Below are 13472 nucleotides of genomic sequence, written 5' to 3' on the forward strand. Positions count from 1 at the left end.
CTTACTTGATTGCGCCGGCAGTCATGCCGCGAATGAGTTTCTCGGAGAAGAAAATGTACACGATGATCACCGGAATGACGGAGATCATGACGCCGGTGGCGATCATGCCGATGTCCTGGAAATGATCGCCCATGAAGGCGCGAATGCCGACCGGCAGCGTGCGCTTGTCGGGATCGGTGATCAGCACGACGGCGAACAGAAACTCGTTCCAGAGCTGGATGAAGTTCAGGATCAGCGTGGTGGCAATCGCCGGCATGCCGATGGGCAGCACGATGCGTCGGAAAATTTCGAGATCGCCATAGCCGTCGATCTTGGCGGCGTCGAACAGATCCTGCGGAATGCGCGCAAAGAACCCTTCCAGAAGGTAGACGGTCAGCGGCAGCTGCAGCGACACATAGACCAGCGTCAGTCCGAGCAGGCTGTTGTAGAGATTGTAGTCGACCAGGATCTGGTACAGCGAGATCAGGGTGATCTGCGGCGGGAAAATGATCGACGAGAACAGAATTCCGTAGACCAGCCGGTTGCCGCGGAAACGATAGCGCGCGAGCGCATGCGCCGCTGCCGCGCCGAGCAGAGTCACCACGGCGACAGCGCCCACCACCACGATCGTCGAATTCCAGAAATAGGTCGCAAAATCAGAATCAACCCAGGCGATCCGGAACTGCTCCCAATGGAATACTTTCGGCCACGCATAATGATCGGCGCTGATTTCGGCGGTGGTCCGTACCGACATCGTTGCCAGCCATAGGAACGGCCCCAGCGTGTAGATGGTGTAGAGACCCAGCACGAGAGCAAGCGCTCCGCGGCTGAAGAAGCGCGGCAATGGCGCGCGCTCCGCAAGCATGGCAGCCACGATCAGTACTCCAGACGTTCACGAGTCGCCAGAAGGCGATTGAGGATGATGACAGCGGCGCAGACCACCACGAACCACACCGACGCGATGGCCGAGGGGTAGCCGAGATCAAAGGTGTTCCAGTTGAAAGCGCGCTTGTAGACGTAGGTGGATACGGTTTCGGTCGCCCATAGCGGGCCGCCCTGGGTCATGATCCAGACCAGGTCGAAGATCTTCATCTTGCCGATGAAGGCGAGGATATAGAGGTTCAGCAAGGTCGGCCGCAGCATCGGCACGATGACGTAGCGCAGCTTGGCGCCCCAGCCGCAATTGTCGAGTTCGGACGCTTCCAGCACCTCGCGCGGAAGCGAATGGATCGCAGCGAGACAAACCACCATGTTGAAGCCGGCCCATTTCCAGGCATGGGTCACGATGAGCGCGCCAAGCGCCAAATTCGGATCACCAAGCCAGGACGACGCCAATGCCTCAAGTCCGACGGCGCGCAGCGTCGCATTGAGGATTCCCCAATCGTAGTTGAATATCCACATCCACAGGATAGCGACGACGACGTAAGACAGAAGGACCGGAGTGAACCACGCGACCCGCAGGAAGCGCGCAGCAGGCACACCTGCATACAGCGCCAGTGCGAGCAGCAGGCCTGTCACGACGTCGAGCACGGGCGCAATGAACGACCAGATGAACGTGTTCCGCACCGACACCCAGAATGTCTCGTCGGACATCAGCGCGCGATAGTTATCCAGGCCGACAAAGGTCGCATCGAGACCTTCGATGGTGAAGAAGCTGTCGTAGAAGGTTCGAAACGCCGGATAGGCGGTCAGTCCGACATACACCGCCAAGGCCGGCGCCAGAAAGACGGTCAGCACCCACCAGCTTGCCCGGCGCGGATCGGCCAGCGAGGGGGCTGCGTGCTGAGCCCCCTCCTCGGCAACGGATGGAACACTGATCGATGTCATTGTTACTACTCAGCTCTTGAAGCAGGCGCTGTCCATCTTCTCCGCGGCTTCCTGAACGCTCAGGAGGCCAGCCGGAAAAGCATTGTTCATCACCTGGGTGTAGGTCTCTGCACACCTGGCGCGGTAATACAGCAGCGGCGTGCCGAAGAAGTATTTGACGTTCTTGTTGCGTGCGTTGAGCTCCGCAAAGTAGTCCTTGCGCGGGCTGTTGATCTTGGCCGGGTCGGATTTCAGGCCGGTCTGCAGCGATACCTGCTCCATCCACTTGGTGCCGTTCTCGACGGTGGCGATGGATTTCATCAGCGCGCCGGCGCAATCCTTGTTCTTGCTCTTCGAATACATCACGAAGCTGCCGGCGACGGCGAGCGTCTTGCAGTCCGGACAAACGCCCTTGTCCATTGCCGGAAACTGCATGATGCCGAGCGGGAAATTGGCCGGCATGCCACCACCTTCCGGTGGCGCAAAGGCGCGACCGGTGAACCAACTTGGATCCGGGAAGGTCAGCGCGCCCGGCGTGTTATAGAAATAGAAGTGGGACTCACCGAGCTTCAGCGTGGAAAAACTCTTCGGATAGGCACCGGCATCGACCAGCCCCTTCATCCACGTCATGACTTCAACGACGCGCGGATCCTTGAACGACAGCCCGCCATTGAGCAGCTTGCCATAGTCCTCGGTACCGAGCTTGCGCAGCAGCGACTCGAAAAGAAGCAAGCCACCCGGGAACGGACGATCGCCGACGCCCTGCGACACCGGGGTGATGCCGGAGGCAACACCCTTCTTCACCAGATCGGTGAACTGCTCCTGCGTTAGCTGGAAGGACGCCGGCACATCCACGCCGACCTTCTTGACCGCGTCCTTGTTGTAGTAAAGCTCGACCGTGTAGGCCTCGACCGGCAGGCCGTAGACCTTGCCCTTCGATGTCCAGGCCGGTTTCGACCAGTCCTCGTATTGCGCCAGATCGACATAGCTATCCAGCGGCTCAAGGAAGCCTCCGGCGAGAAATTCCGGCTGATCTGGCTCCATGTAGAAAATGTCGGGCGCCTGCCCGGTCCGCACCGCCGATTTGGCCTGGGTGTAGAGATCCGCCTTCGGGATGAAGCTGAGCTTGACCGAGCACTGCTTGTTCGCAGCCTCGAAGTCCTTCACCCGCGTCGTGACCCAATCCTTCTTGGCAGGCTCGTCGGGCCAGTTGCTCCACATCGTGATCTGCGTGGCCTGCGCAAAAGCGGGAGCAGCGCTCGCGATGGTGGCCGCCGCGACAACCGCAGCCAGCCCAATTCTCCGTGCCGTCATGGTGATCTCCTCCGGATGTCTGTTTTTTATTGGGCCGGACCATGGAATAGGTCCAGCATCATTGTCAATAATAAATATCAAAAATGGCCATATTATCAATTTATACCGGCAACTCCCACTCTGATTATTGACAATCTGGACGGCGCCAGCGATGTAACGAAGAAAATCGGCTTTGGTGGCCGCAGGGGAAACGACATGTCCAAAGGGCTTCGCAAAGGGTTGACCAACTATGGCGACGCGGGATTTGCGCTATTTCTGCGCAAGGCGTTCATCAAGGCCATGGGCTATTCCGACGATGCGCTGGAGCGCCCGATCGTCGGAATCACCAACACCTACAGCGACTACAATCCGTGCCACGGTAACGTCCCTGCCATCATCGAGGCGGTGAAGCGCGGCGTGATGCTGGCCGGCGCGATGCCCATGGTGTTCCCGACCATCTCGATCCACGAAAGTTTTGCGCATCCCACCTCGATGTTCCTGCGCAACCTGATGGCCATGGACACCGAGGAGATGATCCGCGCGCAGCCGATGGACGCCATCGTGGTCATCGGCGGCTGTGACAAGACGCTGCCGGCCCAGATTATGGCCGCGGCATCCGTCAATCTGCCAACGGTGGTGATCCCTGTCGGGCCCATGGTCGTCGGTCATCACAAGGGCGAGGTGCTCGGCGCCTGTACGGATTGTCGCCGCCTCTGGAGCGCGCACCGCGCCGGCGAGATCGACGCCGAGGAAATCGAGATAGTCAACGAACGCCTCGCGCCCTCCGTCGGCACCTGCATGGTGATGGGCACCGCCAGTACGATGGCCTGCATCACGGAAGTGCTGGGCCTGTCGCTGCCGATGAGCGCGACCATCCCTGCCCCGCACGCCGAACGTTTCCGTCTCGCCGAAGCAAGCGGCAAGCGCGCCGCCGAAATGGCGGTCAGCGGCGGACCACGTCCCTCGGAATTGCTGACGCCGGCGGCTTTCCGTAACGCCACCGTCGTCATGCAGGCGATCGGCGGCTCTACCAACGGCATCATTCATCTCACCGCCATCGCCAACCGAACACCGTATGGTTACGACCTCGACATGCTCGACGAGATCGGCCGCATTGCGCCCGTGCTGATCGATCTGAAACCGTCAGGCGCTCACTACATGGAGCATTTCCATCACGCTGGTGGCGTGCCCAAGTTGCTCGCCGAACTTGGCGATCTCATCGACGGCAATGCACCGACCATCGCAGGCAAGACGCTGGGCGAAATCGCCGCCCAAGCTGAGATCGTTCCGGGGCAGGACGTCATCCGTTCTCGCGACAATCCGATCAAGGCCGAAGGCTCCATGGCCGTGCTCTACGGCAACCTCGCACCAGGCGGTGCGATCATCAAACGCTCGGCCGCAACGCCCCGGCTGCTGCAGCATACCGGGCGTGCGGTGGTATTCACTTCGGTCGAGGACATGGCCTTGAGGATCGACGATCCCGATCTCGATGTAACGGCCGACGACGTTCTGGTATTGTTGAACACCGGCCCCAAAGGCGCTCCCGGCATGCCGGAAGCGGGCTACCTGCCCATCCCAAAAAAGCTCGGCCGACAAGGCGTGAAGGACATGGTGCGCATTTCAGATGCCCGCATGAGCGGCACGGCATTCGGCACAATCGTGCTGCACATCACGCCGGAATCGGCCGTCGGCGGTCCGCTCGGGCTAGTACGCAACGGTGATCAAATCGAACTGGACGTCGGTGACCGGTCGATCAATCTGCTTGTCGATGAGGCTGAACTCGACAGGCGCCGCGCAACGCAGGCAACGGTTCATGCAAATCTGCCTGACCGCGGATACGCCCGCCTGTTTCAACAGACGGTGACCCAAGCCGACGAAGGCTGCGACTTCGATTTCATGATCGCGAAGAAAAACTGATTGATCATCTTATTCCACGATAGCGACAGGCGAAGTCCGCTTTGCGCCGCATAGCGGAAATGGGCTGATCTTGCTCGCGAACCTCGATTTATAAGTACCCGGCCTAGGGGTCCAGGACGTGACGTTGCAAGGGGCGCGTGTATCACCCGTGTGTATTGCCGGGTAGCCCTCAAGCCATTGTTTTCACTGAATTGTCTTTGGCGCCAACGGCTTACGAAGCCGATGGTGCGCCATTCAGAATAAAACTACGAACTCTTATGTTATTGAGATAGCGAGATAATTTCACGTGTTTTAACGCGTGCGTTTCCCTCGCCTTCCTTTTACCTGACTTTTCTATTTAGCTTATAGCGATGGCAGATCATCTGCCGTGATTGAAGTCCTACCGCACCGTCACCTGAACTCGATGCTACCCGGCACTTCAGTAGCCTTTAAAATTCCACGTATGGTTATTGGAAGACGGCTGGGTTTGGCCCGCCGCGTCCCAGGCGCGCACGATGATTTCGTTCTCGCCCGGCGCAAGATTGAAGACGGCGCTCCAGAAGCTCTAACTCCATGCGCCTGAATCGTTGATGTCAGCCTGAACCCACGTCTCACCGCCATCCCCTGAGACATCGACGCGTTGCACCATGCGTTTGGTCGCAATTGCGTAGCCGCGGATTGTCTGACGACCAGCTTTCAACTGCGCACCCGCTGCCGGATCGCATATTGCTGAGTTCAGTGGCATCGCGTTGATCGTGAAGCCTTTCGACCAATCCACCGTGTCTTCAGTCATATCGGGCGGCAACAGTTTATAATCTCGCTGGTGCATATGATTGTCGGATGGCTTTGACTGCACGGTGATCGACTTCAGCCATTTTGGACTGCGAACACCCGCGTATCCCGGCACGACGACGCGCAGCGGAAAGCCATGCTCAGGTGCCAACGGCTCACCATTCATGGCGAACGCTAACAAAACCTCCGGTGCCATGGCGTTGCTCAAGGGAATCGAGGCGCCGTATTTGAAACGACCTTCACCTTCGATCTCAACTTCGTCACAACATGCGAAGGCGACGTGATCCTGTGCAGCCTCGTCGACACGTGCTCTCCTCAACACGTCCAACAGACGAACGCCCGTCCATTCCGCATTGCCGATCGCGCCGGGTTCCAAAGGATCACCAGTTACCGGCTTTAGACGATGCACATCGGCACGGCGATTGCCGGCGCATTGCATTACCGCGACGATTGTCCGTTGGTCGAATGCACTCTTCAAATCATCCATCGACAGGTCGAGTCAGTTTTTGACGTTCCCCTCTACAGTAATCTTATGTTGTGATGCATCGAGACGCAGTATTCTCCCGTGACCTCGAACATAAAAATCAGAATGACTGGTGATGAATTTGGAACGCAGCCTCGCAAGCGGTGGTTCAGCGTTGAACGGCGACGTCGAATGAACGATCAGGTTTGCCTTGGATTTTTCGAGATCAAGCATGTGAGTTCTCCGTTTTCAGTTAGAACGTCCAAGCGTACGAAACGATCAATGGCACGACGCATTTGGGGCTCATTTAAGTGAGCGATCTGCCCAACGGGGGCATTCCATCGACGCTTCGGCAGCCGCATGCGCCGCGCTTCTGGTTTGCGATCGTCCTGATCGGCATCGGCGCCGGTGCAAGCGCCGCCGCTCTCACGCTCATTCTGCAATTCGTTCAGCGCGTGATGTGGCCCGGCTCTCACGAGACGTTGCTCGATGCGGCGATCGTCGCATCGCCATGGCGGCATGTGGCCATCCTCGTCGCTGCTGGGATGTTGACGGGACTGGGGCAGATCGTTCTCGGTCGGCTGTCACGCAGCAACAGCATCGATATCACTGCCGCGATCTGGTTCTTCGCCGGACGGATGCCTGCATTGCGCACGCTTGGTAGCGCCCTTCTGTCTGTCATCGTGGTCGGCATGGGCGCCTCGCTCGGCCGCGAGGGCGCACCCAAGCAAGCCGGTGCCGTGATCGCCAACGCACTGTCAGATAAATCCGGTTTCTCGGACGAGCAGCGCCGCCTTCTCGTCGCATGCGGTGCCGGAGCCGGAATGGCCGCCGCCTATGGCGTCCCACTGGGTGGCGCGCTGTTCTCGCTCGAAGTCTTGCGTGGCATGCTGGCACTGCGCCTTGTGCTGCCCGCGCTGATGACGTCGGTCATTGCGTCCGCCGTCGCCTGGCTGGTTTTGCCGGATGCGCCAACCTACATCCAGCCTGCCTTCACCCCCTCGGCGCTGATACTGATCTTCGCAGCTTTTGTCGGCGTCATCGCGGCCTTTGCATCGGTTGGGTTCGTGCGCATCATTGCGATTGCCGATCGCAACCGACCGGCCGGGACATGGCGTCTGTTTGCGCCGGTGTTCGTACTTGGTCTGCTTGGCATAATCTCGATTGCCCAGCCGCAATTGCTGGGTAACGGCAAAGACATTGTTCAGATGGCGTTGATGAACCAGATCGCGCCGGTCTTGCTCGTGGCGCTGCTGATCCTAAAGCCGCTCGCCACGATATGTTGTCTAGGCAGCGACGTTCCCGGCGGTTTGTTCACGCCATCCCTTGCGGCAGGCGCGTTGCTCGGCAGCGCAATCGGACAGGTGTGTGCCCTGATCTGGCCAGATGCCCAGCCGGGATTGTTCGCGCTGCTGGGCGCAGGTGCGTTCATTGCGGCGACAACACAGGGGCCGATTTCGTCCGTCGTCCTGTTGATCGAACTGACCGGACATGACCGGTCCTTCATCGCCCCGCTGATCGTCGCTGTCGTGATCGCAACCCTGATCGCGCGAACGATCGATCCGCGCTCGATCTACGATGCGCGGCTGACGGACCAGCAACTCCAAAAACGGCAAGAGCTGCGCGACGCCAATACGCGGTAACCAGCGCGGCTGGTCTTCAATAATTCTCCGACAGATAGTCAACGATCTTGCTCACGTCCGCCTCGTCGATCGGCGCGCCATAGACCTTGATCATCTTGGTCACTTCGGCCTGCCAGAAATTCGTTTTGAAAGCCGGGCCCTGCGGCTGCGTCTTGACGTAATCCGACGAGTGGCACGCCGTGCAATTGTTCTCGAATGTCTCAAGGTTCTTGCCGGGCTTCATCGTGACGGTCTCGTCGGGCAGTTGATAGCCGACCGGCTTGGCGCTCGCAGCGATGCTCGATGTCGCGACGGCAACGGCACACACGAAGTATTTCAATGTGGTCATGATCTGATCCTCAAGCCGCCGTCATGCGCGTGGTCTCGACGACGTTGCGCAGATAGCCGGCCGGATTCCACAACGCCTCCATGGGCTGGGTCTTGCCGTCATTGCTGGTGGCTCGAACCTTCAATTCATGATCGCCAGATGTAAGCTTCACAGGCAATGTCCACTCGCGAAACGAGAACTTGCCGAGATCCTTGCTGAGCGTTGCCGTGGCCCAGGTCTTGCCGCCATCGCTGGAGACCGCGACGTCCTTGATGCCGCTGCCGCCATCGAAAGCGATGCCCTTCAAAGGCGTTTCGCCAGCCTTCAGCTTCGCGCCATCGACGACATTGGTGATGAAGGACCGCACGGTGAATTTGTTGATCGGGATCGTCGCCTTCGGCGCGGTGCCGGGGGCAACGCTGTTGTTTTCCGTGTCGGGAATGCGATACGCGGACTTCATCCAGAAGCCGTCGAAGACGCTGTCGATCACCGTGATCTCGTTCAGATGCTTGACCCAGTAGGTGCCGTAATAACCCGGCACGATCAGTCGTAGTGGGAAGCCGTTTAGAAACGGCAGGTCCGCGCCGTTCATCGCATAGGCCAGCATGACCTCACCATCGCGCGCGTGATCGATGTCGAGCGCTTTGGCAAAATCTGGGGTCTTGTCGCTGACCGGCCCATCCATGCCGGCGAATATCACCTGCTTTGCGCCGCTTTGCACGCCCGCTTGATCCAGCACAGACTTCAGCGACACGCCTTTCCATAGCGCATTGCCCATCGCACCATTGGCGAGTTGCCCGCCTGCGACACGCGGCGTCACGAAGCCGCGACTGTTGCCGGAGCATTGATTAACGGCGACGAGTTCGACGGACGGCAGCTTCTTGATGTCGGCAAGCGACAGCGTTAGCGGCTTGTTCACCTTGCCCTTGATCGCAAGGGAGAATGTCTCGGGATCGAGATCGTAGGGAATATCGGCGAGGTGATAGCGCACAAAGAACGCATCGTTCGGCGTGATGACGTTGTCGTTGAACACCGCGAATGGCGTTTCAAGCTGTGGCGGTCGGCTGGTCAGGCCAATCATCGGGCGCTTTTGTGGATACGTCACCAACGGCCGTTCGCCGTTCTCGAACGGCAGCGTCACCATTTCAGCTGCGAAGCCTGCAAGCGACGATCCGCCGATCATGCTGCCGCCCGCCAGGATAGAAGCACCGCCCTTCAGGACGGACCTGCGGTTCATCATCGTTTCTCTCCTTGGGACATATTCCCGTGATCGATCAACGCATGCAATCTGGATTTATTCCAGCCGATGTTTTTGATCGATGCGTCGGTTTGGGTTTGAGATACTAAGTAGCGGAGTTCGTCAGACGCCGCGTCGTTTCGGTCACGACGCGGAAACCGAATATCAAGAGATCTACCGTGCCCCAGCTACCCGGATACTGTTCGCGCCTCTCGCGCAATGACAATTCCGCGATGGGCGCATTGTAGGCGTTTGCGTGGATCATCTGACGGACTAGATCTAAATTATTGTCAACCGCGGCCCTGTCGGATTGTTCGTCAAGGTGCGCAGCAACCGTGAAAGGGCCAAATCGAATGCCTCAACCGACTTTCGATTCCGTTTCAGATTGAATCAAATTTTACGAACGATGCCGCACCGACCAAGCGATGTCCAAGTTTGGGCGAAGGTGTAGTAGCTACGGAGATCGATGGTGCGATTGCATAAGCCGGACCATCGCCAAACATTGCCTCGATGCTTCGAACGCACGTGATCACCTTCTCGTCCGCCAAGCGGTAGTAAACCAACTTCGAAACCCGACGTGTCTTCACGATCTCGGCGCGCCGCAGCTCGGCAAGCTGCTGGCTCAAGGCCGGCTGGCCGATGCCGGTCGCCTCCTCGATCTCCCCGACCGTATGCTCGCCGTCGACCAGTCGCGACAGGATCATCAAACGCTGCGGCTGCGCGTAGGTCTTGAGACGTTCGGCAGCGACGGCGGCAGCGGCCCGAGAAGCATAGAGCGTCATTTTCCTGCATCCGCCTGCGTCTGGAAGAACCAGTGCTCGTCGTCTCCCGCCAACACGGCGTGCTGGTGCTGTGGCGGCGCGACCAGGAGATCTTCGCCTGGTTGCCATCCTTCTGGCGCCAGGACATCGCCGTCCGACGTTCTCTGAAGTGCCGCGACCATACGGAGCATCTCGTCCACCGAACGACCAACGTTGATTGGATACCACGTCATCGCCTGGATGACACCTTCGGGATCGATGAAGTAGGTCGCCCGCACCGCGGAGGAATCGACCGATTGCGCTTCGATCATCCCATAGGCTCTACCGACAGCCATCGAGGGATCCTCGATGATTGGAAATGGAATCGTGACCGAGAATTTCTGCCGGATCGCACGGACCCAGGCGAGATGTGAGTAGAGGCTATCGACCGACAAACCGAGGAGGGCGCAATCGCGGGCGGCGAATTCTGCTGCCGCCTTTGCGATACCGACAAACTCGCTGGTGCACACCGGCGTGAAGTCGGCGGGGTGCGAGAAAAATACCAGCCATTTGCCGCGATAATCGGACAACTTCACCTCGCCCAACGTGGACCGAGCCTGAAACGTCGGCGCGACGTCGCCGATGCGGAGAGCGCGAGGAGGAGCGGGAAGCCGCGGCAGAGCGTTCATTTCAGTCATGACCGTTGATTGACACCAAAATCCTATTGACGCAACTCAGATACACGATTACACACATATTGTAATCAATAAAGTTGAGATGGGGTGCGCTATGACCGATTTCCTCTTGGAGCAGGCTGCGACAATTATCGGCAAGGCCCAATGCGGTTCGGGTCGGAAGCCTTTCGTCCAAAGTTTTTTCGACGAACCGACTAATACCGTCAGTTATGTGGTCTTCGACGCGGCCACCCGAGAGGCGGCTATCGTCGATAGCGTGCTCGATTACGATGCGTCGGCCGGCCGGACTTCGTTCGCATCAGCCGATGCGATCATCGCTTATGTGACAGCCGAGAAACTGACGGTCATTTGGCTTCTGGAAACGCACGCCCATGCGGACCATCTGTCGGCGGCGCCGTATCTCAAGGAAAAGCTGGGCGGAAAGCTCGCGATCGGCCGCCAGATCGTCCAAGTGCAGAACGTATTCGGAAAGATCTTCAATGAAGGTACGGATTTCGCGCGCGACGGTTCGGAATTCGATCGTCTGTTCGATGATGGCGACCGCTTCGAGATCGGCGGGCTCCAGGGAATGGCGCTGCACGTCCCCGGGCACACGCCGGCCGACCTCGCCTATGTCATCGGCGATGCCGTCTTCACGGGCGACACGCTTTTCATGCCAGACTACGGCACGGCGCGCGCCGATTTTCCAGGCGGCGACTCACGCCAACTTTTTCGGTCGATCCGGCGGCTAATGGAATTGCCGGAACACACGCGGCTATTTCTCTGCCACGACTACAAGGCAGCGGGGCGCGATCGCTTCGCCTGGGAAACCACGGTCGGCGCTCAGAAGACCGGCAACGTCCACGTTCATGAAGGCGTCAGCGAAGACGATTTTGTTGCCATGCGTGACGCGCGCGACGCGACCCTTGGTATGCCGAAGCTGATCCTTCCATCGATCCAGGTGAACATCCGAGGCGGACACCTACCCGAGCCGGACACAAACGGAACGCGCTATCTCAAAATTCCGCTGGACGTGCTGTGATGGGGGAGTTGTTCGCGCACGCGCTTCCTTTTCGAGGATTGGTAGGCGGCCTGATGATCGGTGTCGCCTCTGCCATTATGTTGCTCGGCCTGGGACGGATTGCGGGCGTGAGCGGCCTTGCCGCACGAGCGGCCGGAATCGCATCCGACGGTGCTCCCCGCGTGCTCGCCATCGCTTTCATTGTTGGACTGCCGATCGGCGCTGCGCTCATCACACTCATCCTCGGTCCGGTCGAGGCGCGCTTCGAGCAGGGCTTCACAACCTTGATCTTGGCCGGCCTGCTCGTCGGATTCGGAACGAGAATGGGAAGTGGTTGCACCAGCGGACACGGTGTCTGCGGCATGTCACGTCTTTCAATTCGCTCGTTGATCGCGACGATCGTCTTCATACTGGCGGGTATCGTGACTGTCGCCCTCATGAACGCGATGGGGGTCCGACAATGACGCGTCAATTTCTCCTCGCACTGCTCGCGGGCGCGCTGTTCGGCGCAGGACTTGCTGTCTCCGGCATGGCGGATCCGCAGCGCGTGCGCGGCTTCCTCGACCTGTTCGGCGCCTGGGATCCGACACTCGCCTTCGTCATGGGCGGGGCTTTGATCCCGATGGCCATCGCCTGGCGCGTCCAAAAGCGGATGTCGGCACCGCTGGCCGCCAAAAGGTTCGTCCTACCCTCCACGCGCGATCTTGACCCGCGCCTCATCGGCGGGGCTGCACTGTTCGGCATCGGCTGGGGTACTGCCGGGCTCTGCCCCGGTCCCGCCATCGCCGATCTCGCCGTCGCCCCCAGCCCTGCCGCCGTCTTCGTCGTGGCTATGCTGGCCGGCATGCTCGTTCACCGCCTACTGCCCGCCGCTCCGGCAAGGCAGTCTTCCCTGGAGACGTCCAATGTCTGAGACAACTCATACCGGTCTGCCGCGCCTCAATGCGCCCGCGCCTGCCTTTTCCGCCAAGACGACACATGGCGATCGCTCACTTGCCGACTACAAAGGCAAATGGCTGGTGCTGTTCTCGCACCCGTCTGATTTCACACCCGTTTGTACGACCGAATTCATCGGTTTCGCCGGCGTCGCAGAAGAACTGAAGGCCAAGAACTGCGAGCTACTCGGTCTGTCGATCGACAGCGTCTATTCACACATCGCCTGGACACGGAACATCGCCGAGAAATTTGGCGTCGAGATTCCTTTTCCCATCATCGAAGATCTGAAGATGGATGTGGCGCGCTCCTACGGAATGATCCACGAAGGCGCGAGCGACACCTCCGCCGTACGCGCTACCTTCATCATCAATCCCGAAGGCGTGCTGCGCGCCATGCTCTATTATCCGATGAGCAACGGTCGCTCGATCCCCGAGATCGTCCGCCTAGTCACCGCCATGCAAGCAAGCGACGCCAATGGCGTGGCCACCCCCGCCGGATGGCAGCCGGGCGACGACGCGATCGTCTCTCCGCCGAAGACGGTCGAGGCCGCCAACGCCCGTGAGGGCGAGGGCTTCAAATACACCGACTGGTACTTCTCGACCCGGCCGATCGCCGCCTGAGGTCGCAATCCGGTGCGGTCGCATTGGCCGCGCCGGCCCCCTCTCAACCGAAGGACTCTCGCCGT

The 13472-nt window shown here is 59.5% G+C and carries 14 protein-coding genes and 1 pseudogene; 6 read left to right on the top strand and 9 right to left on the bottom strand.

Going from position 1 to position 13472, the window contains the following annotated elements; genetic code table 11:
• Position 1: 1 nt before the first annotated feature.
• The 3 genes from ACEK02_RS05600 to ACEK02_RS05610 are packed head-to-tail and all read right to left on the bottom strand — an operon-like array spanning position 2 to position 3099.
• The gene (locus ACEK02_RS05600; RefSeq protein WP_092149946.1) at positions 2 to 844 is read right to left on the bottom strand and encodes a carbohydrate ABC transporter permease; all 843 of its coding nucleotides are present in this window, start codon (positions 842 to 844) and stop codon (positions 2 to 4) included.
• Between the two features lie 11 nt (positions 845 to 855).
• Positions 856 to 1806, bottom strand: coding sequence for a carbohydrate ABC transporter permease (locus ACEK02_RS05605; protein ID WP_371420811.1), 951 nt, complete (start codon positions 1804 to 1806; stop codon positions 856 to 858).
• A 9-nt stretch (positions 1807 to 1815) separates the two neighbouring features.
• Positions 1816 to 3099 carry an ABC transporter substrate-binding protein gene (locus ACEK02_RS05610; RefSeq protein ID WP_371420812.1) on the bottom strand — a complete coding sequence of 428 codons (1284 nt, stop codon included), beginning with the start codon at positions 3097 to 3099 and terminating at the stop codon, positions 1816 to 1818.
• A 195-nt stretch (positions 3100 to 3294) separates the two neighbouring features.
• Between ACEK02_RS05610 and ACEK02_RS05615 the strand changes: the two genes are divergently transcribed.
• The gene (locus ACEK02_RS05615) at positions 3295 to 4995 is read left to right on the top strand and encodes an IlvD/Edd family dehydratase (protein ID WP_371420813.1); all 1701 of its coding nucleotides are present in this window, start codon (positions 3295 to 3297) and stop codon (positions 4993 to 4995) included.
• Positions 4996 to 5413: 418 nt separating this feature from the next.
• On the opposite strand, the pseudogene ACEK02_RS05620 reads toward ACEK02_RS05615, so the two are convergent.
• Together ACEK02_RS05620 and ACEK02_RS05625 are read right to left on the bottom strand one after the other, a co-directional pair.
• A pseudogene (locus ACEK02_RS05620) lies at positions 5414 to 6253 on the bottom strand (molybdopterin-dependent oxidoreductase).
• Between the two features lie 12 nt (positions 6254 to 6265).
• Complete coding sequence (locus ACEK02_RS05625) at positions 6266 to 6463, bottom strand: hypothetical protein (RefSeq protein WP_371420814.1); 198 nt, start codon at positions 6461 to 6463, stop codon at positions 6266 to 6268.
• Positions 6464 to 6540: 77 nt separating this feature from the next.
• On the opposite strand from ACEK02_RS05625, the gene ACEK02_RS05630 reads away from it, so the two are divergent.
• Complete coding sequence (locus tag ACEK02_RS05630) at positions 6541 to 7872, top strand: chloride channel protein (protein WP_371420815.1); 1332 nt, start codon at positions 6541 to 6543, stop codon at positions 7870 to 7872.
• Positions 7873 to 7888: 16 nt separating this feature from the next.
• Here the strand turns inward: ACEK02_RS05630 and ACEK02_RS05635 are convergent, their stop codons facing one another.
• The 4 genes from ACEK02_RS05635 to ACEK02_RS05650 form a co-directional block, all read right to left on the bottom strand.
• Positions 7889 to 8200, bottom strand: a complete 312-nt coding sequence (locus tag ACEK02_RS05635; protein ID WP_371420816.1) for a cytochrome c — start codon at positions 8198 to 8200, stop codon at positions 7889 to 7891.
• A gap of 10 nt (positions 8201 to 8210) precedes the next feature.
• Positions 8211 to 9419 (bottom strand): molybdopterin-dependent oxidoreductase, encoded by a 1209-nt coding sequence (locus tag ACEK02_RS05640; RefSeq protein WP_371420817.1) that lies wholly within the window; start codon positions 9417 to 9419, stop codon positions 8211 to 8213.
• A 377-nt stretch (positions 9420 to 9796) separates the two neighbouring features.
• Positions 9797 to 10198, bottom strand: a complete 402-nt coding sequence (locus tag ACEK02_RS05645) for an ArsR/SmtB family transcription factor (RefSeq protein WP_371420818.1) — start codon at positions 10196 to 10198, stop codon at positions 9797 to 9799.
• Positions 10195 to 10854, bottom strand: a complete 660-nt coding sequence (locus tag ACEK02_RS05650; RefSeq protein WP_371420819.1) for a peroxiredoxin — start codon at positions 10852 to 10854, stop codon at positions 10195 to 10197. Before ACEK02_RS05650 ends, ACEK02_RS05645 begins: the two co-directional genes overlap by 4 nt.
• Positions 10855 to 10945: 91 nt before the next feature.
• On the opposite strand from ACEK02_RS05650, the gene ACEK02_RS05655 reads away from it, so the two are divergent.
• Genes ACEK02_RS05655 through ACEK02_RS05670 form a run of 4 tightly spaced genes read left to right on the top strand, consistent with a single transcriptional unit; the run spans position 10946 to position 13407 of the window.
• Entirely contained in the window at positions 10946 to 11872 is a 927-nt protein-coding gene (locus ACEK02_RS05655) for an MBL fold metallo-hydrolase (protein WP_371420820.1), read from the top strand.
• Positions 11872 to 12315 (top strand): YeeE/YedE family protein, encoded by a 444-nt coding sequence (locus ACEK02_RS05660; RefSeq protein ID WP_371420821.1) that lies wholly within the window; start codon positions 11872 to 11874, stop codon positions 12313 to 12315. The genes ACEK02_RS05655 and ACEK02_RS05660 overlap by 1 nt, the downstream gene beginning before the upstream one ends.
• Positions 12312 to 12764 carry a DUF6691 family protein gene (locus ACEK02_RS05665; RefSeq protein WP_371420822.1) on the top strand — a complete coding sequence of 151 codons (453 nt, stop codon included), beginning with the start codon at positions 12312 to 12314 and terminating at the stop codon, positions 12762 to 12764. The genes ACEK02_RS05660 and ACEK02_RS05665 overlap by 4 nt, the downstream gene beginning before the upstream one ends.
• The gene (locus ACEK02_RS05670; RefSeq protein ID WP_371420823.1) at positions 12757 to 13407 is read left to right on the top strand and encodes a peroxiredoxin; all 651 of its coding nucleotides are present in this window, start codon (positions 12757 to 12759) and stop codon (positions 13405 to 13407) included. Before ACEK02_RS05665 ends, ACEK02_RS05670 begins: the two co-directional genes overlap by 8 nt.
• Positions 13408 to 13472: the final 65 nt, after the last annotated feature.

The sequence above is a fragment of the Tardiphaga sp. genome, from assembly GCF_041424195.1.
Lineage (GTDB): Bacteria > Pseudomonadota > Alphaproteobacteria > Rhizobiales > Xanthobacteraceae > Tardiphaga.

Bases quoted from the DNA above. Each gene is read 5' to 3' on its own strand.
- ACEK02_RS05645 (WP_371420818.1), bottom strand. From the start codon at position 10,198: ATGACGCTCTATGCTTCTCGGGCCGCTGCCGCCGTCGCTGCCGAACGT.
- ACEK02_RS05625 (WP_371420814.1), bottom strand. From the start codon at position 6,463: ATGCTTGATCTCGAAAAATCCAAGGCAAACCTGATCGTTCATTCGACG.
- ACEK02_RS05635 (WP_371420816.1), bottom strand. From the start codon at position 8,200: ATGACCACATTGAAATACTTCGTGTGTGCCGTTGCCGTCGCGACATCG.
- ACEK02_RS05600 (WP_092149946.1), bottom strand. From the start codon at position 844: ATGCTTGCGGAGCGCGCGCCATTGCCGCGCTTCTTCAGCCGCGGAGCG.
- ACEK02_RS05610 (WP_371420812.1), bottom strand. From the start codon at position 3,099: ATGACGGCACGGAGAATTGGGCTGGCTGCGGTTGTCGCGGCGGCCACC.
- ACEK02_RS05665 (WP_371420822.1), top strand. From the start codon at position 12,312: ATGACGCGTCAATTTCTCCTCGCACTGCTCGCGGGCGCGCTGTTCGGC.
- ACEK02_RS05670 (WP_371420823.1), top strand. From the start codon at position 12,757: ATGTCTGAGACAACTCATACCGGTCTGCCGCGCCTCAATGCGCCCGCG.
- ACEK02_RS05615 (WP_371420813.1), top strand. From the start codon at position 3,295: ATGTCCAAAGGGCTTCGCAAAGGGTTGACCAACTATGGCGACGCGGGA.
- ACEK02_RS05650 (WP_371420819.1), bottom strand. From the start codon at position 10,854: ATGACTGAAATGAACGCTCTGCCGCGGCTTCCCGCTCCTCCTCGCGCT.
- ACEK02_RS05655 (WP_371420820.1), top strand. From the start codon at position 10,946: ATGACCGATTTCCTCTTGGAGCAGGCTGCGACAATTATCGGCAAGGCC.
- ACEK02_RS05640 (WP_371420817.1), bottom strand. From the start codon at position 9,419: ATGATGAACCGCAGGTCCGTCCTGAAGGGCGGTGCTTCTATCCTGGCG.
- ACEK02_RS05605 (WP_371420811.1), bottom strand. From the start codon at position 1,806: ATGACATCGATCAGTGTTCCATCCGTTGCCGAGGAGGGGGCTCAGCAC.
- ACEK02_RS05660 (WP_371420821.1), top strand. From the start codon at position 11,872: ATGGGGGAGTTGTTCGCGCACGCGCTTCCTTTTCGAGGATTGGTAGGC.